Source organism: Pseudomonas sp. NY15181 (assembly GCF_048068055.1).
In the GTDB taxonomy this organism is placed as follows: Bacteria; Pseudomonadota; Gammaproteobacteria; order Pseudomonadales; family Pseudomonadaceae; genus Pseudomonas.
In genome coordinates this window covers 240,895-263,403 of sequence record NZ_JBLUPT010000009.1, presented here as the reverse complement: position 1 = coordinate 263,403, position 22,509 = coordinate 240,895, and the positions used below count along the sequence as shown (strand labels likewise).

Genomic DNA, 22,509 nt, shown 5'->3' with positions numbered 1-22,509 from the left:
GATTACTCTACATGAATACTTGGCTCCTGCTGGTGCTCGGCCTGCCGACCGCCAATGCGACCGAACGCATGCGCGCCTGGCGAGCGCTGAAGGCCTGCGGGTCGGCAGTGCTGCGCGACGGGGTCTACCTGCTGCCCGACCACGCCGGCGGCCGGGAAGCCCTCGAAACGATCGAGCGGGAGGTACTCGCCATCAATGGCACCGCCTATCTGCTCACGCTCAGTGAGTCCAGCGAGCGCTTCATTCCGCTGTTCGACCGCAGCGAGGAATACGCCAGGCTGCGCGACGATATCGCCGGTTGCCTCGGCGAACTGACGGACGACAACGCCCTGCAGACCGCACGGCAGGTCCGCAAGCTGCGCAAGGCGTTCAGCCAACTGGCCGCCATCGACTTCTTTCCCAACCCGGCCAGGCAGCTCACCGATTCGGCCCTGCAGGCGCTGGAAACCGCCATCAGCCGCGCCCTCTCGACGGACGAACCGAGCAGCCACGAAGAGACCATCACGCCGCTCGCGCCGGAAGACTTCCAGGGCCGCCGCTGGGCCACGCGCAAACGCCCCTGGGTGGACCGCCTCGCCAGCGCCTGGTTGATTCGCCGCTTCATCGATCCGACGGCGCGGATTCTCTGGCTGGACTCCCCGCACGCCTGCCCCGCCGATGCACTGGGTTTCGACTTCGACGGCGCCACCTTCAGCCACGTCGGGCAGCGCGTCACCTTCGAAACCCTGCTGGCCAGCTTCCAGCTCGAAAGCCCCGCCCTGACGCGCCTCGCCGCCGTCGTTCATTACCTGGACGTCGGCGGCAGCCAGCCCGCCGAGGCATCGGGCATCGAACGCGTCCTGGCTGGGCTGCGGGAAAGCATCACCGATGACGACGCGCTGCTGCAGGCAGCCAGCGGCATCTTCGACGGCCTGTTGACCGCGTTCGCGACTGACGAGAAGAACCATGACTGACTCCACCGCACCTGCCGCCGAAAAGGCTATTGCCCCCAGGGCGCCCATCGGCCTGTTCGAGGCCTTCCTGTTCTGGCTGAAGCTGGGCTTCATCAGTTTCGGCGGCCCGGCGGGACAGATTTCGATCATGCACCAGGAGCTGGTGGAGCGCCGCCGCTGGATCAGCGAACGACGCTTCCTCCACGCGCTGAACTACTGCATGTTGCTGCCGGGGCCGGAGGCGCAGCAGCTCGCCACCTACATCGGCTGGCTGATGCACCGCAGCTGGGGCGGCGTGATCGCCGGAGCCCTGTTCGTGCTGCCGTCGCTGTTCATCCTGATCGGCCTCTCATGGGTCTACGTCGCCTTCGGCGAAGTGCCGGTGGTGGCCGGCATCTTCTACGGCATCAAGCCCGCGGTGACCGCCATCGTCGTCCATGCGGCGCACCGGATCGGCTCGCGAGCCCTGAAGAACGCCTGGCTATGGGCCGTGGCGGCAGCCTCCTTCGTCGCCATCTTCGCCCTCAACGTGCCCTTCCCCATCATCGTGCTGGTGGCCGCGATCCTGGGCTATGTCGGCGGGCGGCTGCTGCCGGGCAAGTTCGTCATCGGCGGTGGCCACGGGGCGGCGAAGACCGGCTACGGCCCCGCGCTGATCGACGACGACACCCCGGCGCCCGAACATGCGCGCTTTCGCTGGGGCCATCTGCTGCGCCTGGCCCTGATCGGGGCGGCGCTCTGGCTGCTGCCGATGGGCCTGCTGGCGGCCTCGTTCGGCTGGCAGGGAACCCTGACGCAGATGGGCTGGTTCTTCACCAAGGCCGCCCTGCTGACCTTCGGCGGCGCCTATGCGGTGCTGCCCTATGTCTACCAGGGCGCGGTTGGTCATTTCGGCTGGTTGTCACCCACCCAGATGATCGATGGCCTGGCCCTGGGCGAAACCACGCCGGGGCCGCTGATCATGGTGGTGGCGTTCGTCGGCTTCGTCGGTGGCTACGTGCAGCCGATGTTCGGCGCGGACCATCCCTTCCTGGCGGGCGCCATCGCCGCGAGCCTGGTCACCTGGTTCACCTTCCTGCCATCCTTCCTGTTCATCCTCGCCGGCGGCCCGTTGGTGGAGTCGACGCACAACGAGCTGAAATTCACCGCACCGCTGACCGGCATCACGGCGGCCGTCGTCGGCGTGATCCTCAACCTCGCCCTGTTCTTCGGCTATCACGTGCTCTGGCCGAACGGATTCGGCGGCGCTTTCGACTGGCCGTCGGCCGTGATCGCCATCGCTGCGGCGCTGGCCCTTTTCCGCTTCAAGCGCGGCGTGATCCAGGTGCTGTTCGGCTGTGCCCTGGCGGGTCTGGCGGTGCATTTGCTGCGCGGTTGACGGCCTCTGCCGACGATCCATCGCAGCGTAGGGCGGACGGGCGCGGTGTATCGGCGTACAACCGCGAACGGTTGTACGCCCTACGCTCCCGGCCGTTCCGATGTTCCCGTAGGAGAGACCGGGGTACGGTTCGGGTGCGGGAGCAGTCGTATTCCTCCGGACAATCCGCGCCTGCGCTTCCCCCTCACCCCAGCCCTCTCCCTCAGGGAGAGGGGGCAGCCCGTGCCGGCTGACGCTTACGTTTCATCCTGCACCGAACGGTCCCCTCTCCCCTCGGGAGAGGGTTAGGGTGAGGGGCTCTTGGGCTCGCAGGAGAGACAGCGGCGTCTGGCGAGCTCTTGTCCGCGATCCGCCGGCAAGGCCGGCGCTGTATCGGGTTCGCGAGCAAGCTCGCTCCTACGAAAGGCGCACCGGCGCTGGGGCATGCCTGTAGGAGCGAGCTTGCTCGCGATCCGCGGGGCACGATGTCCATTGCTGACAGGCCCCATGCTGAATTCCGGCTGGTGCCCCTTCAGGCCGGCACAAGCGCTGCTCACGATGAAGCCGCGGCCCCACGCTCACCCCAGGATCAGATACGCCTTGCGCACCTTCTCGATGATTTCCCACTCGCCGTGGGTATTCGCGGCGAAGTAGATCGAATCACCGGCCTTGAAGGCGATGGGCTCGCCGCCGTCGGGGGTGAACACGCCCCGGCCTTCGATGAAGTAGCTGTACTCGGCCTGCATGATGGCCCGGCGCAGGCGACCGGGGGAGCACTCCCAGAAGCCGCTGGAGGCGTTCTGCGAGGCGAGCTCCTGGTGCGCGGCGGTGCTCGCCATCGGGATCGGCGCGCCGATCGGGATGCCGGCCGGAGCGGGCTCGGAGAACTGGGCGTTGTCGAGACGGAACAGTACGGGGGTCATGGGTTTCCTCAGGCTTTGTCTTCCAGTCCAGCGGGCGCAAACCGGGCCATCAGTACGTCGAACTGATTCGCCGGCTTGCCATTGAGTTCGGCGCGCTCCTTACGGATGACGGCCTTGCGTACCATCGAGCCGCCGATGAAGCGCACCGGCTCGGGTGGGAACGACTTGCAGCGGCGGCCGACCAGGGCGCAACCGCTCCACTGATCCTTGCGCCCCAGCGCGAGGCTGGCCAGGATGCGGCCGCCCAGGCGGCTCGGGCCGACGCCGTTGCCGCTCCAGCCGATGCCGTAGTGAATGTTGTCGCTGCCGGCGATGTGGCCGAACACCGGCAGGCTGTCGTAGGTGCGGTCGATCGGACCGGACCAGGAATGGGTGACCAGCGTGTCGTTGAGCATCGGGTAGGCGCGGCGCAGGTCGGCTTCGGTCAGGGCGATGCCCTCGGGGTCTTCGCTGAATACCGGCCCCATCTTCGAGCCATAGCTCAGCGAGCCGGTGCCCTTGCCGAAGGCGATGCGCTCGTCGGGCGTGGTGCGGTAGTAGTCGACCAGCAACTGCGAGTCGGTGATGGCTTCCGCCCCGCTCCACCCCAGGCGCTCCAGGCGCTGGCCCAGCGGCTGGGTCACCACGATGGAGCTACCCACCGGCACGAAAAGCTTCGCCAGCTCCGGGATGGCGGCGGACCAGGCGTTGGTGGCCAGCACGACCTTCCCGGCCTCGACCCGGCCCTTCGCGGTCAGGAGCGTAACCGGGTGCCCCGGCTGGATCTCGGTGACGGGCGTGTTCTCGAAAATCTCGACACCCGCCTCCAGCGCCACGCGCCGCATGCCCCGGACCAGTGCGGCCGGCTGCACGGTGGCATTGCTGCGTTCCAGCACGCCGGCGATGTGCACGTCGGACCCCGAACGCCTCGCCACCTCCTCGCGGGACAGCCGTTCGAAGGGCTGGAAGCCCAGGCGCTCGCAGGCGGCCAGGGTGGCATTCCAGCTGTCGACGTGGGCCTTGCAGGTTGCCGTCCAGAGCCAGCCCTTCTGCCGGAAGGACGCGTCGATCCGGTGGCGCTCGCAGAACTCGCCCAGCTCCGCGATCGCGCGCTCCGCGCTGGTCGCGAGGAAGGTCGCCTGCTCGGTGGAGCAGAACGAGGTGAGCGACTGGATCTTCGGCCACCACGACATGACGAACCCGCCATTGCGCCCCGACGCGCCGCCGCCGCAGACGTCCTGCTCCAGCACCATGACCCGGCAATCGGGCTCGTGCTCCTTGATCGTCAGGGCCGTCCAGAGGCCGACGAAGCCTCCGCCGACTATCACGATATCGGCGCGATGGTTGCCCGAGAGCGGAGACGGCAATTGCAGGTCGGGCTCGGCGGACAACATCCAGAAACTGCGCTTCAGCGGCGGCACGGCTGGAAATTTCATCTCGGGTCTCTTGGCAAGTGAAATCGTCGGTCGCGCCAGCCGGGCGATACGCGTCCTCGCAGGACAACCCACTGGCTGGCGATGGGTCCGGAGGCTATCCGCAGGCAATCTAAAAAACAACGATATTTTTTACTTAAAGAAAATTTTGTAGTTATTTTTTAACAACGCAGATTTCTCCTATTTATCGTCCTTTTCTTCCTAGCTCGCAGCTCCCCGCCCCCCGAACAATCAGCACCAGGCCGGCCACGTCGGCCGCCATGACAAGACAGGAGGGGTTGCCTTGGACATCCATCGCGAAGGCAGGAGCGCCCGCTACAGCCAGTGCGTGCGCTTCAACGAATGCATCGAAACCTCGGGCATCGTCGCCCGTGATCCGAGCCAGGACATCGCCGAACAGACCCGCGACGTGCTGGAACAACTGGAAGCCGTGCTGGACCTGGCCGGCGCCGACAAGACGCGCCTCGTCCGCGTGCAGATCTGGCTGGCCGACATGGCCGAGTTCGACGCCATGAACCGCATCTACGACGCCTGGGTGGACCCGGAGCATCCGCCGGCGCGGGCCTGCGTCGGCGCGGCCCTGGCAGACAGCCGCTACCGCCTGGAGATCCAGGCCAGCGCCGTGGCCTGACGGCGCTCCCCGCTCAATTACAAGAACAATCACACCTGGAGGTGCCTGTGCTGCACGACGTCGTTTTCCTCGACCGCGACGCGTTCCCCGCGAGCGTGAAGATCAGGGAACTGCCCTTCCCCCATCGCTGGAGCTGCCACGACTACACCGCGCCCGACGAGATGGTGGCGCGCCTGTCCACCGCCACCGTGGCCATCACCGGCGGCGTGCCGATCACGGTGGCGCAACTGGAACAACTGCCTGCCCTGCGCATGATCTCCCTGGCGCTGACCGGCACCGATATCGTCGACCTGGACTACTGCCGCCAGCGCGGCATCCATATCACCAACGTCCCCGGCTACGGCACCCACGCGGTGGCCGAGCACGCGCTGGCGATGATCTTCGAGCTGTTGCGCAACGTCGGCCGCTACCACCGCCTGCTGCTGGATGAACGCCAGCGCGGCCAGCCGCTGCAGCCGACCTACTTCGACTATCCCATCCGCGACCTGCGCGGCAAGGTGCTGGGCATCATCGGCCACGGCCCCATTGCCCAACGCCTGGGCGACCTCGCCTCGCGCCTGGAGATGCAGGTGTACTTCCACGACCGCGACGGGCACTACCAGGGCGAGCGGTACCTGCCCCTGCAAGCGCTGCTCGCGCGCAGCGACGTGGTCTCCCTCAACTGCCCGCTCACCCCGCAGACCCGTGGTCTGATCGGCCGCCAGCAATTGGAGTGGATGAAGAAGGATGCGCTGCTGATCAACACCGCACGGGGCGCGGTGATCAACGAGCCGGACCTGATCCGGGCGCTGCAGGACGGCGAGATCGCCGGCGCCGCGCTCGACGTCGTGACCCACGAGCCGATCACCCTCGACGAGCCGCTGCTGCACCTGGCCGCCACCCACAACCTGATCCTCAACCCCCACGTTGCCTGGAGCAGCGCCGAAGCCATGCAAGGGCTGATGGATAGCGCACTGGAGAACGTCGAGGCCTTCGTCGCCCGGACGTCCTGAAGCCCCTGCCAGAGTCCGTTCAGGGTCTCGCCGAGCGCAGCGCAGGCAGCCCCTGGACAAGCTCTTACCCCTACAAGAACAACAAGAGGCAAGCCATGCAAAGCGTCGACCTATCGAGTTCCCCCGCCGTCGAAAACTCCCCTATCCGCCCGCTGCACCTCCAGGCCGCCGTGGGAGGCGTGGGCGGCCAGTTCTGCGATGGCTATGTGCTGGGCATCATCGGCATCGCCATCAGCCTGGCGACCACCCCGCTGGGGCTGGATGCCCTGTGGCTCGGCCTGCTCGGCGGAGCGGCCCTGATCGGCCTGTTCCTCGGCAGCCTGCTGACCGGCCCGCTGGCCGACCGCTACGGGCGCAAGCACATCTACCGCTGGAACATGGCGCTGTTCTTCGGCGCCTCCATCGCCCAGTTCTTCGTCCAGGACGCCCAGCAGCTGCTGGTCCTGCGCCTGCTGCTGGGCTTCGCCCTGGGCTCGGACTTCGTGGTCGGCGTCTCGCTGGTGGCGGAGCTGGTGCCCCGGCGTTTCCGCGGCCCCCTGCTGGCGTTGATGGCGGTGTCCTGGACGCTCGGCTTCACCCTCTCCTACATCGTCGGCTACCTGATGCAGTCGTGGGGCGATGACGCCTGGCGCTGGATCCTGGCCAGCAGCGCGGTGCCGTCCCTGCTGGTGCTGCTGGTGCGCCAGGGCACGCCGGAGTCGCCGCTATGGTTGATGAAACAGGGGCGCTACGCGGAAGCGCAACGGGTCGTCGAACGCCTGGGCGGCGGTGATCTCCCGGTGGAGGAACGGGGCACGGCCAAAGCCTCCTGGGGCCAGCTGTTCAGCCCCGAGCACCGGCGCCGCACCCTGGTCGGCATGGTGTTCTACACCTGCCAGGTGATCCCCTACTTCGCCATGAGCACCTTCATCCCGAGGATTCTCGAAGCCCTGAAGATCGAGGACAGCTACACCGGCGGGCTGGTCTACAACATCTTCCTGCTGGCCGGGTCGGTCGTCGGCCTGCTGCTGATCAACCTGCTCACCCGCCGTGCCTTCCTCATCGGCACCTTCAGCATCAACGCCGTCGCGCTGTTCGTCCTGGCGACCTGGAGTGGTATGCCAGGGCTCTACGTGGTGGGCGTGTTCGCGGTGTTCGCCTTCGTCATGGCGGCCTCCGGGGTACTGGAGTTCGCCTACACCTCGGAGCTGTTCCCGACTCAGTTGCGCGCTTCGGGCGTTGGCATTTCGGTGGCCGCCAGCCGGGTCGGCGCGGCGTCCTGCACCTTCATCCTGCCGGTGGTGATGGAGCGTTTCGGCGCCTCGGCGGCGATCGGCCTCTGCGTCACGGCGCTGGTCATCGGCACCGTGGTCTGCCAGCGCTGGGCACCGGAAACCAACCCGCGCTACGTCGGCTGACCCACTGACCGCCAACGGCCCGCCCGCGCACCGCGCCGGCGGGCCGTTGGCGTCTTGTCATTGCAGGCGTTCGGCGTCGTGCCGCAGCTTGCGGAACAGATGCGGCGTCTCGCCATAGCTCCGGCGGAACTGCTGGATGAAGTGCGAGGCGTCGGAGAAGCCCGTGGCATAGGCGATCTGCGTCACGTGCAGGCTGGTGTCGCTGAGCAGCTTGCGCGCCTCCTGCAGGCGCAGCTTGCGCCAGAACTGCGCGGGCGGCTGGCCGGCGTTGGCCAGGAAGGCGCGGTTCAACTGCCGCTCGTTGCTGCCCAGTTGCAGGGCCAGCTCCCTGATCGTGCAGTGGCTGTCGAGATGGGCGCGCATGTAATCGAGCGCGCGCTGCACCAGCGGGTCCTGGTAGACATGCGCCACGCTGTTGTCGGTGCCGCGCCGGATGTCCTCGTCGGCCACCAGCAGGTACTCCAGGCTCTTCTGCGCGCGGCGCTTGCCGCAATGACGGCCGATGATCTCCGCGGCCAACTCGAATGCCGAACCGCCGGGACAGGTGAACACGCCGTTGTCCTCGATGTAGCTCTTGTCGACCACCGCCTGGGTCTCCGGGAACAGCGCGGCGAACTGCTCCTGCACGGTGAAATGCACCGCGCAGCGACGCCCCTTGAGAATGCCGGCCAGGCCCAGGGTGAAGTAGGAGGCGCACAGCGCCACCAGCGGCACCTTGCGCGCGTGCAGGCGGCGAATGTAGTCGAGCAGCGCGGGCGCCGGGTTCATCACCCCGGACAGCAGCCCGCCGGCCAGCACCACGTAGTCGTACTCCGCATCCGGGTCCAGGCGCCGGGTCGGCGCAATCGGCAGGCCGCAGCTCGCGCTGACCGGTTCGCCCGCCACGCTCAGCCATTCCCACTGGCAGAGAATCTGCCGGCTCTCGAAGGAACGGTCGGCGGCGAAACGCAGCGCGTCGACGAAACCGGCCACCGGGGTCAGGGTGAACTGATCGATGAGGACGAGGGCGACCCGCAGGTCGGGCTTGAGCACGTGCTCGAGCGAGTCCTCATCGGGCGTGGGGTGGCTTGGGTTCATCGGCAATCGGGTCGACGGGCGGATCGGGGGACCATCCTATGCCCAAGCCGCGGACGCGGACAACAAGGGCGGCCGGGAAGCCGCAACGGCCCCCTGCCCGCCCCTGCGGCCCCTTACTTCAGCTGGCCGCCATCGAGCTGGCGCTCCCGCTCGGCCAGGCCATTGGCCAGGGTCTTGAGCTGGGTATCGGCCAGGCCGCCGGGCAGCGGATCGATGCCGGCGGAGGCGAAGATCTGGCCATAGCTATTGCGCAACTCGGCGTAGGCCAGGTCGCGACGCAGGTCGGCCTGCAGGGCATTGAGCTCGCCCTGGATCAGCTCGAGTTCACCGATACCCTGGGCCTGCTGGCGATTGCGCAGCTGGCCGACGATCTGGTTGTCCAGGCTGGCCAACTCCTGGGTGGTGAGGAACTGGCGACGCGCCTCGCTGTAGTTGGCGTTGGCCACATACAACTGCGCCAGCACCGCCATGGACATCGCCTGGCGCCGCGCCGCATTGACGTCTTCGCCCGCCTTGGCCGCGTCGATTGCGGCCGGTGCGGAGAGCACGTTGAACAGGTTCCAGGTGACCTTCACGCCATAGTCGGCCCAGCGATCGTTCACCAGGAAGGAGTTGCTGTCGTAATGCCCGCCCGCGGAGAACTCCAGGCCCGGCAGCATACGCAGCATGGCTTTCTTGGTTTCGGCGGCACTGATGCGCGCCTGGTAGTCCTGCTCGCGCAGCTCCGGACGGCTGGCCAGGGCCTGCTGTTCCAGCGAGTCGAAGTCGGCCTTGAGCTCGGGGACGTCGTAGCCCTCGGGCACCGCCAGGGTCAGATCGGTACCCAGCGGCAGGTTGATCAGGGTGGCCAGCTCCGTCTTCGCCAGGGACAACGCGCGCCGCTGCTCCTCCAGCTGTCGGCTGGCCTCGATCAGCGCGCGCTGGTAGCTCAGCGCCTGCACCGGGTCGCCGATGCGCTGCTGGCTCATCTGCTGGCTGTCCTTGCGGGCGCTGTCGACGCGCGCCATCAGGCTGTCGATCTGCCCCAGCAGGCGTTGCGCGGCGATGGCGCGCCAGTAGGCCGAGCGGACGTCCTGGATGATCGTCTGCACCACCTTGCGGCGGCGCTCCTGCACGATCAGGCGCTGGTCGGCCTGTTGCTTGGCGCTGACGTAGCTGACGCCGAAGTCGAGCACGTTCCACACCATGGTCAGGTCGGCGACGTCGCGGTCGCGGTCCTGCGAGGTGGACGGCTCCAGGGACTGGGTGTTGGTCAGCACGCTCTGGCTGCTCGACGCACTGACATTGTTGCGGCCGACGTAGCCGGCCTCCAGCGCCATGCGTGGCAGCATGTCGAAGGTGGCAAGGTCGAGCTGGCGACGCGACAGCGCCTCCTCCATCACCTTCAGGCGCGACTCCAGGTTGTACTTCACCGCACGGGCCATGGCGTCGTGCAGGGTCAGCGGGCCGCTGAGGGGCTCCTGGTCCTTGAACATCGCCTTGAGGTCATCGCGGGCGCGCTGCTCGCTGACGCTGCGGTCGATCGGCTGCGTGGTCACGGCGCAGCCGCTGACAGCGAGCGCCAGCAGGCTGACGCTCAGTAAGGTCATCTGTCTCTTCATCCCTGGCCGTCCCCCTGGTTACGGCTTTTTGTTGCTCTGTGTGCGACGTGCTGTGCAATGGTCATCAGGATGCTTCGCGGTCCTGGGCAATCTGCCCTAGCGCCCAGGCCAGGTCGCGCATCGGTTGTTGTTCGGTTTCGTGGATCTCGTGCAGCTGCTGCGCCAGCGTCGGCGCGCCGAATATGCCGCGCAGCCCCTGGTCGATATCGCCGCTGCGGCGCTCGAACACCCTGAGTGGCGTGCTGTCGTCGAAGCCGTCTCGGTTGAAGATGCCCGACAGCGTGCTGCTGCCGAACACCCCGGCATCGCCGCCGCCAAAGCCGAGGAAGCCTCGGGCGCTGCCGTCGCCGAAGCTGGCATCGCCAAACACCTGGGCCAGGAAGCTCTGCGCGGGCTCGCCGTTGCGGATGAAGATGTTGCCCAGCGTCGGCACCTCGCCAAGGCTCGGCGGCGTGAACAGCGATGGCGGCAACAGGGGCGAGAGCGGCGGCGGCGCGACGATCACCGGCACGCTGGGCTGCAAGGGCGTCGGCGTCGGTAGCGCTGGCGGGGTGGGCGTCGTTACGCGGAATTGCGGATCACCGTCGGAGAGGGCTCCGATGGCATAGCTCTCGCCATTGAACGCCTGCGCCAGCACGTTGCCCACGCCGTCGATGATCCCGCCGGCGTTGACCCTCAGCCCGAGGTTACCCACGCCCCGGATGTCGCCGACGCTGACGCGCCAGGTCCTGGCGTCGACCTGGGTCACCGAGCGCACGCTGCCCTTGGCGATGGCGCTGGTGACCACGGTGAAGTCGGCGCTGTCCACGCCGCTGACGTTCTCGTCGAAGCTCACCAGGAAGTCCACCGTCTTCGCGTTGGTGGGCGACGGGTCGAGGCGCACCACACTGGTGACGCTGGGCGCCCGCGTATCGACCAGTACGGCATGGCTGTCGCCGACGTTGTTCAGACTCGGATTCATGTCGTTGCCGACGGCGTCGCTCAGACGCCCGCCATTGGCAGACAGGCCGGTCACCTGGATGCCATCGGCGTCGTTGTCACCGGGCTGCACGGTGTAGCGGAAAACCAGGACGGAACTGCCCGAACCGCTGAGGTACTGCGCAAACACCGTGCGGCCGCCATCCAGGGTGATGGCCAGGCGCGGCGCGCCGGTGCTGGTGTCGACGGTCACCGCCTCGCTGAGGTTGACGGTGAAGTCGAGGTTCTGTCCCGCCACGTAGGTTCCGTTGGCCGGCACGCTGACACTGGTGACGGTCGGCGCGACGCCATCGACGGCGATGTCGTGCTGCGCGGCGATGGAGTCGGCGCCAACGGCAGCCGGCAGGGTCAGGATGGCATCGCGGTTGCCGGCATTGCGGATGCTGCCGCCGTTCAGCGCCAGCGCGCCGCTGGACTGCTGGTTCAGGTCGGCGCTGAGGTCGCCGGCCTGCACGGTGTAGCGGAAGGTCAGCGTATTGCTGCCCGAACCGGACAGGTAGATTGCGCTGCGATCGATCAGACCGGTTTCCAGCAGCAGCGTGGGGACGCCGCTGCCGGCGTCGACGATCACCACCTGGTCGAAGGTAACGGTGACGGTGATGACGTCGCCCAGGTGATAGCTGCCGTTCGGGTTGCTGACGCCGATATGGGTGACCACCGGGTTGAGCGGGTCGACGGTGATGGCGATGGCGTCGGTATCCACCAGGGCGCCACCGCTGCCGCTGTTGCCCAGGTCGCTGGTGCTGATCTGCAGGCCGGCCGGACCGTTGTAGCCGCCGGTGGGGGTGAAGGTCAGGCCGTTCAGGGCGGCATTGATATCCGCCAGGCTGCCGCGGAAGACCAGGCTGGCGTCCGCGTTGCCGTCGCCGCTGATGAAGGTCAGGCCCGTGAGGCTGCCCAGGGTGAGCACGCCGTGGCTGGCCGTGAGGGTCACCTGCAGTTCGCCACTGCCGGCATCCACGTCGCCGATGCTGATGAGGTTGCCATTGCCGACGCTGAACACCAGGCTGCCGTCCTGGTCCAGGCTCTGTGCGCCCGGCACGCCATTCACCGGCGCGTCGTTCACCGCGCTCACCGCCAGGGTGACGCTGGTGCTGTCGGTCAGTGCGCCACCGCTGCCGGTATTGCCGCCATCGTCGATGCCGATGCTGAGGGTGACGTTGCCGTTGGCATTGGCGGCCGGCGTGAAGCTCAAGCCATTGGCGGCGATGAAGGCATTGATGTCGGCGACGCTGCCGACCAGGGTCAGGCTGCCGGTGCCCGAGCCGGACACCGTTACGCCCGCGCCACTGCTGGCAGTGAGCGCACCGCTGGCGACACTGAAGTGCGCGGTGACGCTGCCGCTGCCCGCATCCACATCGGTGAAGCTGATGCCGCCCAGCGGCTGCGGTGTGTCCTCGACGACTGGGATGCTGCCGGGCGCGCTGATGACCGGCGCATCGTTGACCGCGACCACCGAGACGTTCGCGGCGATCGCAGCGCTGGTGCTGTCCACCCCGCCACTCGCGGTGCCGCCGCTGTCGCGGACGCCGACCAGGGTAACGCTGCGGGTTCCGCTAGCCGGCGCCTCGCTGCTGTTGCGGTAGCTCATCCCATCGATGACGCTGCTGGCGGCGGCGGTACTGAGGCCCGCATGGGTCAGGGTGACGGTGGCGGTTCCGCCGACGACGCTGACGCTGTAGGCGATACCGGTAGTCGAGGTCAGGCCGTTGGCACCGTTCACCAATGCGATGTCGGTACCGTCGATGCGCAGGATCTCGCTGGCGCCATCGGCCAGCCCACTGACGGTGAAGGTCAGCCCGGTGATGCTCTGGCCGGCTTCCACCGTATCGATGCTGACGCCGCTGAACAGGTCCACGGCGCTGCCGTTCTCGGTGAGGGTGACGCTGCCGCCGGTGGCATTCACCAGGGGCGCATCGTTGACCGCCACCAGGCTGACCAGGGCGGTGCCCACCGAGGTGGCACCCTGGTCATCGGCGAAGGTCCAGTCCAGGCCCACACTGGCGACCGGGTCGTCGGAGGCGTTGGCGTAGGTCAGCTGCTGCAGGATGTGGTTCACGTCGGCGCGGGTCGGCGTCTGGCCGTTGGCATTGGTGAAGGTCAGGGTCAACTGCCCGGTCACGCTGGTATCGAAGCTGGCGATCACCTGGCCGTTCTTGACCAGGGTATTGCCCACGCGGGTGATGCCGTTGCCCGCCTGGAAGCCGAACAGGTCGCTGGCATCGGCACCGGTATGGCGCACCACCACCAGCGATGCCCCGCTGTAGTCGCCAGCGCCGCCATTGAGCGCGTCGAGGTCCGCATCGGCAACGCTTGCATCGGAGTCGATGACGATGGCGGCGCCGCCTTCGGTGTAGCTGCCGCCGCCGCCCAGGTTGCTCAGCACAGGGGCGGCGTTGGCCTCCACCGCGCCGATATCGACGGTAGTCCCGGCTGAACGCGCCTTGCCGTTGGCATCGATCGGCAGGGCCTCGCTGGTATTGCCGTCCTTGTCCAGGTCGAAGGTGTCGGTGGGGAGAGCGGCCTTGCTGCCGGCCTTGAGCAACGCGCTGCCCGCCTGAGGCTTGTGGGTCAGCACGGTGCCGCCGTTGTTTGCCAGGTTGCCCAGCAGCAAGCCGGCGGTGCCCTGGTTGTTGAGTACACCAGTGGCCGTGGTGATGCTGACGTTGGAACCGAAGAAGCTGTTGGTGGCGGTTTCGACGGTGTTGCCCACGTCGTCGGCGGCGCCGCCGGTGGCCAGGGGCGAACCGCCCACCGCCGCGGTGGCGCCAGCGCCCGAGGTGTTTCCGGCCACCACCGTATTGACGAAGGTTTCGATGCCGCTGGCGTTGATGCCACCGCCAGTGGAGGTCGAGGCGTTACCCACCACCGTGACGTTGTAGAAGAAGGCGGTGCCGCTGGTGACGCGGATACCGCCCCCGAATGAACTGGCACCCAGCGCGGCGTTACCACTGAAGGTGCTGTTGATGATGACCAGCGGATTGGTGCCACCGAACTGCAGGCCGCCGCCGTGGGCGCCCGTGCCGGTGGTGGTGTTGCCGCTCACCGTGCTGTTGATCAGGTTGAGCGCGCCGTTGTTGGATACCACCCGGATGCCACCACCAAAGGTGTTGCTGGTGTTGCCGCTGATGGTGGAGTTGATCACGGTCACCGTGGAGGCGGTGGCATACAGGCCGCCACCGCCGCCGCCGATGTCGGTGTTGTTGCTGATCACCGAGTCGCGCAGGGTCAGGCTGCTGCCTGCGCCGATGTACAGGCCACCACCACCGCCGCCGGTAACACCCTGGGTCAATGTCAGCCCGGTGATTTCGACGCCGGTGACGCTCGAGCCCACCGCCATCACACGGCTGGCGTGGTTGCCGGAAAGGGTCACATCGGCAACGCCGTCGTCGTTGAGATCGCCGTCGATATTCAGGTTGCTGTAATGGATATCGAGCTGCGTGCCATTGAGGACGATGGTGCCGCCCTGGTTGCCGGCCAGCGCGCCGTTCAGGTCGAAGGTGATGGTGTCGCCCCCGCGCGCCCAGAACAGGGCCTCGCGGATACTCAGGCCATTGCCGTCCGCCTGGTCGGCGGCGAAGCTGGCGGCCGTGCTCTGGTCGGCGCCGGTATCGAGGTCGGAGGTGACCACCAGGGTGGAGTTGTTGACCGTGACCGCCACCAGGTCGGTATCGCTGTTGCCGACCGAATCGGTGGACTGCAGGCTGATGCTGCGGGAGCCCGCCCCATCCGGGATATAGGTCAGGCCCTCGAGCGCCGCGTTCACCTCGGCGGCCGTACCGCTGAGGGTGACGCTGCCGGTGCCGTTGCCCGTGATGATCGCCGTGCCGCCGGTAGTGGCGTTCAGCGCACCGCCCGCGACGGAGACCACCACCGTCAGTTGGCCGCCATCGCTCACGGTGAGCGCATTGCCGTTGGCGCTGCTGAACACCAGCGGGGTCACCGTATTGGTGGTTTGCGCGGCAGGCACGGCATTGATCGGCGCCTCGGTGTCGATCACGTAGTTGTTGGAGTCGGTACTGCCGCTGCCGGTGTTGCCGGCGGCGTCGGTAAAGCCGCTGTTGTTCAGGCTGATGAGGTTGGCGGTGCTGACGATGCCGGCGGTCGGCGTCAGGGTCGCCGTCCAGGTGATGCCGCCATCGCTGGAGCTGAGGTTGCTCAGCGTTCCGTGGGCCACGGTGAAATCGGCGGTCGTAAGGCCGGTGACGGTTTCGCTGAAGGTGATGGTAACGGTGCTGGTTTCGCCCACCGCAAGGGAGGTATCGCCAACGACGATGGTCGCCGTGGGGCGCAGGGTATCGACGGCGTAGTTACCGGAGTTGGTGGAACCCGTGCCGGTATTGCCGGCCCCATCGATCACCCCGCCGTTATCCAGGGTGATGACATTGCTGCTGTCCTCGGTGCTGGCAGCCGGCGTCAGAGTGGCAGTCCAGACGACGTTGTCCGCCGTGCTCAGGTTGCTCAGGGCGCCGTTGGCTACCGTGAAGTCGCCGACGTCCAGCCCCGTCACCGCTCGGTTGAAGGTGATGGTGACGGTGGTGGTCTCCCCTGCCTTCAAGGCGGTGTCGGCCACCACGATACTGGCGGTGGGACGCAGGGTGTCGATGGCGTAGTTGTTGGAGTCGGTGGTGCCGACGCCTGCATTGCCAGCCTGGTCGGTGTAGCCCGTGTTGCTCAGCGAGATATGGTTGCTGCCGCCCTGGAAGCTTGCGCTCGGGGTCAGGGTCGCGGTCCAGGTGATATTGTCCGACGTGCTCAGGTTGCTCAGGGTGCCGTTGGCTACCGTGAAGTCGCCGAGGTCCAGCCCGGTCACCGCCTCGCTGAAGGTGATGGTGACCGTCGAGCTCTCGCCCGCGATCAGGCTGGTGTCGGTCACTACGATGGTCGCTGTGGGCGGCACGGTTTCGACGACCGACACCGTAACGTCTGCCTGGCTGGTGGTGGCGCTGTCGCCGTCGTTCACGGTCACGCGGACGGTACGCGCCGCCTGGCCAATGCCATTGCTCGCATTGATGTTGTCGTAGGTGAGGTTGCGCACCAGCGCCTGCACCGCCGCTGCCGTGGCATTGGCGTTGAAGGTCACCACCAGGGCGCTGCCGCCGGTTCCGCCGGAAACGCTGCCGATGACCGTGCCTCCGAACGTGACATTCGCGCCGGAAACGCCGATCTGCCCTGCCCCGGTCCCCTGATTGAGAATGCCGAGCACGTCTTCGGCCGACACGCCGTTGGCTACGATGGAGACGTTGAGGCTGCCACCATTGAAGTCGGGCGAGTCGCTGTCGGTGACCGTAGCGTCGCTGGTGCCATCGAGCAGGATCGAGCCATTGCCCTGGGTGTAGGTGACGCTGTCGCCCCCCAGGTTGCCTAGAACGGGCGCGGCGTTGATCGGCGCGGTCAGGGTGATGTCATTGCCGGTGCCGCCGATGTAGCTGACGGTGAGTTCGGTGCTGTTGCCGCCGGCGGTCAGCACGCTGCCTTCGGTCAGGCCGCTGAAGGCGCCGGTTACCGCATCGGACGCGTCGTTGACGATGATGTTGTAGCTGTCGCCGCTCGCCGGGACATAGCCGTGGGTCGCGACCAAGGTGGCGCCGCTGACATTGACCGTGCCATTGACCAGCACCTGGTCGTAGCCGGTGCCGGCCGTGGTGCCATCGATCTCCACCGCCAGCGTGCTGCCCGCATTCATCTGCAGGTTGCCGTTGATGGTGAGGGTGCCGACGCCGTTGTTGACGCCAGTGATACCGGGCGACAGGGTGCCGCCGCCCTGTACCGTCACGCCGCCGCCCAGGATGCCGCTGCCGGCCAAGGTGGCGCCGCTGGCCACCGTGGTCGCACTGGCCGTGCTGCCGGTAACCGACAAGGTACCGGCGGATACGGTCGTAGTACCCAGGTAATTGTTGCTGCCCGAGAGCGTCAGCGTGCCGCTGCCAGCCTTGGTCAGGCCGCCCGTGCCAGTGTTCGACGCGGTGAGACCGACGGCCTTGCCGGCCGCCACGCTCAGGGTGCCGCCAGCGCCGCTCAGGGTGAACGTGTTGGCGAGGGTGGTGTCATCGCTGATCGACAGCGTGCCGCTGTTCAACTCGATCGCGCCGGTGCCGATGTTGCCGGCGTTGGCGATCGCCAGCGTGCCGTCGTATGCCCGTACCGCCCAGCCTTGGGAACCGTTGGCGCCCGACAGCGTCAGGGTACCGGTGCCGTCCTGGACCAAGGCGCCAGAACCTGTGATGGAACCGCTGAAGTTGCTGCTCGCTCCGTTGACGCCGACCATCAGACTCTGGCCGCCCAACGCCACCGTGCCGGCGCCGAACAAGCTGTCGATTGCCTCGTCGGCTGAAATCGTCAGGGTTGCGCCGGACGCCACCGTCACGCTCGCGCTGTCGCTCAGTGCACCGCCCACGCGGTTGAGGGTCAGACCGCCGCTGGATACCGAGGCGGCGCCGGTGAAGAGGTTATTGCCGGTCAGCGTCATCGTACCGCTGCCGGCCTTGGTCAGGCCGGACGCGCCGGACATCACGCCGGCATAGGTCGTACTGGTATTGTCGCCGCCGGTGGTCAACTGGGCATTGAGCACCACGCTGCCCGAACCGGCCAGCGAGCCGATGGTTTCGGCACTGGCCAGGGTCAGCGTGGTGCCGGCCGACAAGGTCACCGCGCTGCCGTCGCCAATCGCCGAGCCACCACTGAGGGTCAGGCCGCCGGCGGTGAGGTTGACTGCGCCAATGTGGGTGTTGATGCCGGACAGGGTCAGCGTATTGGCGCCAGCCTTGGTCAAGGTGCCGCTGCCACTGAGCACGCCACTGAACGTGGTATTGCTGCCGGTACTGATGGTCGAAGCGCTGGTCACCGCCACCGCGTTGTCGATCGTCACGGCCGAAGTTGTGGCCAGGGTTCCGCCGGCCAGGGTCAGGGTGCCAATGGACAGGTTATCGTCGGCGCCAATGCTCAGCGTGCCCGCGCTGACGGTCATGCCGCCGCTCATGCCCGCCTCGTTGGCGGTGTTGCTCAGCACCAGCGTCCCGGCATCCGTCTTGTTGAGGTTGGAGCTGCCACCCAGCGCGCCGCTGAGGGTCAGCGTACTGCCGCTGGCGGCACTGATGTCGGCGTCGCCGGCGAAGGTGATGGTGCCGCTGAGGGTGCTGCTGCCGCTGATCAGGTGCAGCGCGCCGTAATTGATGCTGGAAACCGTCTTGCCGGTACCGGCGATGGTGAAGGATTCCGCCACGGTGAGGATGCCGGCGATGCGCACGGTGGCGCCGCTGGCCACGCTGGTGGCGCCGGCAGTGGTGCCCAGGGCGTTCGCGTGGGACAGGATCAGCGTGCCGCTCTGGACGTCGGTCAGGCCGCTGTAGGTGTTGTTGCCGCTCAGTTCGAGGATTGCCTGGCCGTTCTTGGTCAGGGTGCCGGTACCGGAAATGACGCCCGAGAGCACCAGCGAGGTCGCCCCGGCGCCACCGCCGACGTTGATGGTGCCGCCACCGGAGCCCAGCACGATGGCATTGTCGATGGTGAAGCCAGTGGCATTGTTGGTCAGCGTGCCGCCATCGAGGGTCAGGGTGCCGGAGGACAGATAATCGTCGCCGCTGACCTGCAAGTTGCCGCCGCTGACGGTCATGCCACCGGACATGGACGCTTCGTTGCTGACGCTCGACAGCACCAGCGTGCCGCCGCCGGCCTTGTTCAGCGAACCGCTGCCGCCCAGGGTGCTGGCGATGCCCACGGTACCGCTGGCATTGCTGAAGTTCAGCGTGGTGCCGCCGCCCAGGGTGATGGTGCTGCCGCTGATGACCAGGCCCGACGCCGCGTCGGCGTTGAGGTTCAGGCTCTCGCTGATCGACAGGTTGCCGGCCAGCGCCACGGTAGTGTTGAAGTTGCTGGTGAAGACCAGGGTCTGGGTGCCGGTGGCATCCGCCGCGGCTATGGCCACCGCCTCGCTGAAGCTGACGCCATCGTTCACATTGATGGTGGCGGTGTCGGTGGTGTTGGTGACGTAGATGGTGTCGCTGGTGACCGTGACGTTGGCCGTGGCGGTGGTGGTGCCATCGCTCAGGGCGATTCGCATGTTCGCATCGCCCGCCGGCGTGTCATTGCGGTAGCTGATGTGTTGCAGGACGTTCTGCACCAGCGCGGTGGTGGCCGCCGTGCCGCTGCTGTTGAAGGTGATGGTCAGTACGCCGCCGGTATTGGTGTAGGTGGCGAAGGTCAGGCCGCCGGCCTGCAGGTTGCCGGCGCTAATCGTGAAGCTCGCGCCCGACGTGTTGAAACCCAGTTGATCGCTGGTGACGGCGGTGCCCTGGCGCTGCACGCTCAGGGACGCACCCGACCAGTCGCCGAGGCCGCCGTTGAGCGAGCCGAACTCGGTGTCGCTCGCGGTGGCGTTGCCGCCCACGTCGAGCCCCACGGTATTGCCAACGCCGGCCCAGGCCAGGCTGTCGCCATTGAGGTTGCCCAGGCTGGGAGCCGAGTTGATCACGATGCCCTTGTTGGCGCCCAGGGAACCCGCCGCGCCCGGCGCCGACAGGCTCAGGTTGGCATCATTGGTGGCATTGTCACGGATGCTGCCGCCGTTGAGGGAAAGCGCGCTGCTGCTGATGTAATCGAGGTCGGCGCTGGTGTCCCCGGCCTGCACGGTGTAGTTGAAGGTCAGCGTACTGGTGCCCGAACCACTGGCGTAATTGACGACACGGTCAGTGCTGCCGGTTTCCAGGGTGAGCTGCGGCGTGCCGGTAACGTTTACCGTCTCGCTGAAGTTCACCTGGATGGAGATCACGTCGCCGGCCTTGTAGACGCCGTTGGCGGTGCTGGAAGTGACGGAACTGATGGTGGGAAGCAGGGTGTCGACACTATACGGACTGGAATTGGCGGTGCCGCTACCGGCACCCGCCGCACCCGTGACGCCTGCAAGGTTCACCGTGAGCACACTGCTCGTGCTGCTGGCATTCGCATTAGGCGTGAAGAGGGCGGTCCATGTGGAGCCGTCGCCGACGGACGTGAAATTGCCAAGGGTGCCGTTGGGGGCGGTAACATCGCTGGCGTCGAAACCTGTCACGGCAGTGCTGAAGGTGAAGGTGACGGTAGAGGTGTCGCCCACCTTCAGCGCGTTGTCGGAGAAGGTAGCGGAAACCAGGGTCGGGGGAACTACCGGATCGGCGACTTGAATGGCGTCCAGGCCAACCCACAGGCGAGCTCCCTGGCCGATGTCACCTTCATTGCCAACGGGCGTGATCCTGACCTCATCGACATTGCGGAATATGGCCGGAGTCAGCCCATTGGACTGATTGATGAACTGGACCACCTGAGAATCTCGGTTGATGGTCACCGATCCAAGCGAGTTGCCATCCCGAAACGCCGTGAACGTCAGTTGGCTATGCACCGCCAGTGCATCGACGATTTTGAGTCCCGTGAAAGAGAAGTCCTGCCCACCCTGGCTACGAATGACAATTATCGGCGAGCCGTTATTTCCATCGCCATATATCCCATCGTCATTGGGTGTCGCGCTGCCATCGAAACTCAGATCGCTACCGTACTCCCAGGTCGCCATATTGTTGATATTCCCGGTCGTCGCGGAGTAAATCTGCAACGTCACCCCAGGGACATCCACGCTCCCTTGCATTCCATCGGTAACCGTATTGCCCAGATTGGCGTTATCCGCGCCACTGAAATCGACTGTGCCCGAGAACAGGCGCCCGCTGAATGCCTCCTGGGCCGTCTTCGAGAACGGCACCGTGGCCTCGATGGCACCACTGGAGACTTCGAGCGCCCAGTCGCCGCCACGGGACGCAGCTCCCGTCGCATCGTTGGAGGCGGCGACATCCGCACCGGTGAGCTGGGCGATCCGATCGATGAAGGCTTGCCCAGCGGCCCCGCTGCCGACATCGCAGCCATAGAAGAGAATGTCGCCGTTGGCGTCGAGGCTTCTGCCGATGCTCCCCAGATCCGCCGCGCGGGCCTCCAGGGTCGAGCGATCCAGCGTCACGCTGCCCAGGGTGACCTGCCCCGGCAGGCCATGACTGACGACATGGATGGCATCGATGCCAGTGCGGCCACCCAAATAGTCAGCGATCTGCTTCAACCCGTCGCCCTTGGGGTCCAGCACGACGACCTCGGTGCCGGGCTTGAGATTGACCAGCAGTTGCTGGTAGTTGTTAACCTGGCCGTCGACGAATACCACGTCGTGGCGACTGTCGGAGGTGCCAGCAGGGGCGGCAGCCAGGTTGTCATGGGTAGCGGAGGCATCGGCGGTGGGCTTGGCATCCGGCGCATCGACCGGGGCCTTGGTATCGGCCGCTTCACCGACGGTAGCTGCCACCGCGCCGTCGAACATCATCCGGGCCTCCAGCGCCAGCGCCAGGGCAGACCGGGCCGGCTGATGGGCCGATTGTCCGCGAGCAGTCTTCTTCCGCCACATGAAACACCTCCTTCTGCATTCGAGGGGCAGGGCCATCTGGGCCCTCCCCGTTTGTTGCCATCCCGGGCGCCAGATGCGCCAACAGGGATCAGTTGCGCGAAGGGAAGATTCCTTCCAGCGCAATGATGAAGTTGATCCCCAGGTATGGACTGAGCACCGAGAACGGCAGGCCGTTACCGGCAGCAGCCACGGCGACGGTACCGGTCGGCGTGACGTTGCCTTGCAAGGTCACGCCACCGAGACTCGCCTTGGTGGCATCCGGGGCGGTACCGCTGAACAGGCCGCTGAAGGCCACATTCGCCGGTCCCGCCTTGGCAGTGGTGGCGGACAGGTAGGTGGTTGCGCCCTGGGCGGGTGGCACCATCGGGCTGGCAGTGCTGGTACCGACGTCGATGGCGGCGCTGCCGGCGACTGCGCTGGCGCTCCCGGTGAAGGTCGCGGCATGCACGTGGGTAGGCAGTTGATTGCTCGTCAGAGTGACGTTTTCGGTTCCGCCCACCTGCCCCAGCGCAACGGAACTGAGTCCCGGCGGTGCGCCGGTGAAGCTCGCGCCGACCGGAGTCCGGCTGCGCAGATCAGGCAGGCCAAAGGTAGTCTGGCCGTTACCGCCATAGGTCGTCCCCAGCAGCGAGAACAGGGCGGTATTCTGCGCAATGCTCATAATCTGCCCCGCGCAGAAGGCAAATCCGCGCGGCGCGAAGTTGCCGCCGAACATCTTGATTTCCCCCAGAAACGGATCACTCATTTGTCACCTCTCCTTCGGCCTTTCGCTGGTAATGGCGAGTGGCGACACTCGCCCGGATC

At 66.8% G+C, this 22,509-nt stretch carries 11 protein-coding genes; 5 read left to right on the top strand and 6 right to left on the bottom strand.

The features are described 5' to 3' along the window. Positions 1-11: 11 nt before the first annotated feature. Positions 12-953 carry a chromate resistance protein ChrB domain-containing protein gene (locus tag ACNFBT_RS20930; RefSeq protein WP_416752632.1) on the top strand — a complete coding sequence of 314 codons (942 nt, stop codon included), beginning with the start codon at positions 12-14 and terminating at the stop codon, positions 951-953. Beyond that, positions 946-2,310, top strand: coding sequence for a chromate efflux transporter (gene chrA, locus ACNFBT_RS20925; RefSeq protein ID WP_416752630.1), 1,365 nt, complete (start codon positions 946-948; stop codon positions 2,308-2,310). Before ACNFBT_RS20930 ends, chrA begins: the two co-directional genes overlap by 8 nt. 557 nt (positions 2,311-2,867) lie before the next feature. Here chrA and ACNFBT_RS20920 read toward each other — a convergent pair. Next, positions 2,868-3,212 (bottom strand): cupin domain-containing protein, encoded by a 345-nt coding sequence (locus ACNFBT_RS20920; RefSeq protein WP_416752628.1) that lies wholly within the window; start codon positions 3,210-3,212, stop codon positions 2,868-2,870. A gap of 8 nt (positions 3,213-3,220) precedes the next feature. After that, positions 3,221-4,627, bottom strand: coding sequence for an NAD(P)/FAD-dependent oxidoreductase (locus ACNFBT_RS20915; protein ID WP_416752626.1), 1,407 nt, complete (start codon positions 4,625-4,627; stop codon positions 3,221-3,223). Between the two features lie 280 nt (positions 4,628-4,907). On the opposite strand from ACNFBT_RS20915, the gene ACNFBT_RS20910 reads away from it, so the two are divergent. The 3 genes from ACNFBT_RS20910 (at position 4,908) to ACNFBT_RS20900 (ending at position 7,644) form a co-directional block, all read left to right on the top strand. Further along, positions 4,908-5,255, top strand: coding sequence for a RidA family protein (locus tag ACNFBT_RS20910; protein WP_416752624.1), 348 nt, complete (start codon positions 4,908-4,910; stop codon positions 5,253-5,255). A 47-nt stretch (positions 5,256-5,302) separates the two neighbouring features. Then, a complete protein-coding gene (locus ACNFBT_RS20905; RefSeq protein WP_416752623.1) occupies positions 5,303-6,247 on the top strand; it encodes an NAD(P)-dependent oxidoreductase in 945 nt (314 codons plus the stop codon). A gap of 95 nt (positions 6,248-6,342) precedes the next feature. Continuing rightward, entirely contained in the window at positions 6,343-7,644 is a 1,302-nt protein-coding gene (locus ACNFBT_RS20900; RefSeq protein ID WP_416752621.1) for an MFS transporter, read from the top strand. 57 nt (positions 7,645-7,701) lie between these two features. Here ACNFBT_RS20900 and ACNFBT_RS20895 read toward each other — a convergent pair whose 3' ends face one another. The 4 genes from ACNFBT_RS20895 to ACNFBT_RS20880 all read right to left on the bottom strand — a co-directional run bounded on the left by ACNFBT_RS20895 (position 7,702) and on the right by ACNFBT_RS20880 (position 22,450). Further along, a complete protein-coding gene (locus ACNFBT_RS20895) occupies positions 7,702-8,721 on the bottom strand; it encodes a GlxA family transcriptional regulator (RefSeq protein ID WP_416752619.1) in 1,020 nt (339 codons plus the stop codon). A 113-nt stretch (positions 8,722-8,834) separates the two neighbouring features. Then, a complete protein-coding gene (locus tag ACNFBT_RS20890) occupies positions 8,835-10,310 on the bottom strand; it encodes a TolC family protein (protein WP_416752617.1) in 1,476 nt (491 codons plus the stop codon). Between the two features lie 76 nt (positions 10,311-10,386). Next, on the bottom strand, positions 10,387-21,705 hold the full coding sequence (locus ACNFBT_RS20885; RefSeq protein WP_416752615.1) for an Ig-like domain-containing protein: 11,319 nt from the start codon (positions 21,703-21,705) through the stop codon (positions 10,387-10,389). Between the two features lie 88 nt (positions 21,706-21,793). Further along, on the bottom strand, positions 21,794-22,450 hold the full coding sequence (locus ACNFBT_RS20880) for a phage tail protein (RefSeq protein ID WP_416752613.1): 657 nt from the start codon (positions 22,448-22,450) through the stop codon (positions 21,794-21,796). Positions 22,451-22,509: the final 59 nt, after the last annotated feature.

Excerpts from the sequence above, each read along its gene's own strand:
- ACNFBT_RS20930 (WP_416752632.1), top strand. The coding sequence starts at position 12 with ATGAATACTTGGCTCCTGCTGGTGCTCGGCCTGCCGACCGCCAATGCG.
- chrA (WP_416752630.1), top strand. The coding sequence starts at position 946 with ATGACTGACTCCACCGCACCTGCCGCCGAAAAGGCTATTGCCCCCAGG.
- ACNFBT_RS20920 (WP_416752628.1), bottom strand. The coding sequence starts at position 3,212 with ATGACCCCCGTACTGTTCCGTCTCGACAACGCCCAGTTCTCCGAGCCC.
- ACNFBT_RS20915 (WP_416752626.1), bottom strand. The coding sequence starts at position 4,627 with ATGAAATTTCCAGCCGTGCCGCCGCTGAAGCGCAGTTTCTGGATGTTG.
- ACNFBT_RS20900 (WP_416752621.1), top strand. The coding sequence starts at position 6,343 with ATGCAAAGCGTCGACCTATCGAGTTCCCCCGCCGTCGAAAACTCCCCT.
- ACNFBT_RS20895 (WP_416752619.1), bottom strand. The coding sequence starts at position 8,721 with ATGAACCCAAGCCACCCCACGCCCGATGAGGACTCGCTCGAGCACGTG.
- ACNFBT_RS20890 (WP_416752617.1), bottom strand. The coding sequence starts at position 10,310 with ATGACCTTACTGAGCGTCAGCCTGCTGGCGCTCGCTGTCAGCGGCTGC.
- ACNFBT_RS20885 (WP_416752615.1), bottom strand. The coding sequence starts at position 21,705 with ATGTGGCGGAAGAAGACTGCTCGCGGACAATCGGCCCATCAGCCGGCC.
- ACNFBT_RS20880 (WP_416752613.1), bottom strand. The coding sequence starts at position 22,450 with ATGAGTGATCCGTTTCTGGGGGAAATCAAGATGTTCGGCGGCAACTTC.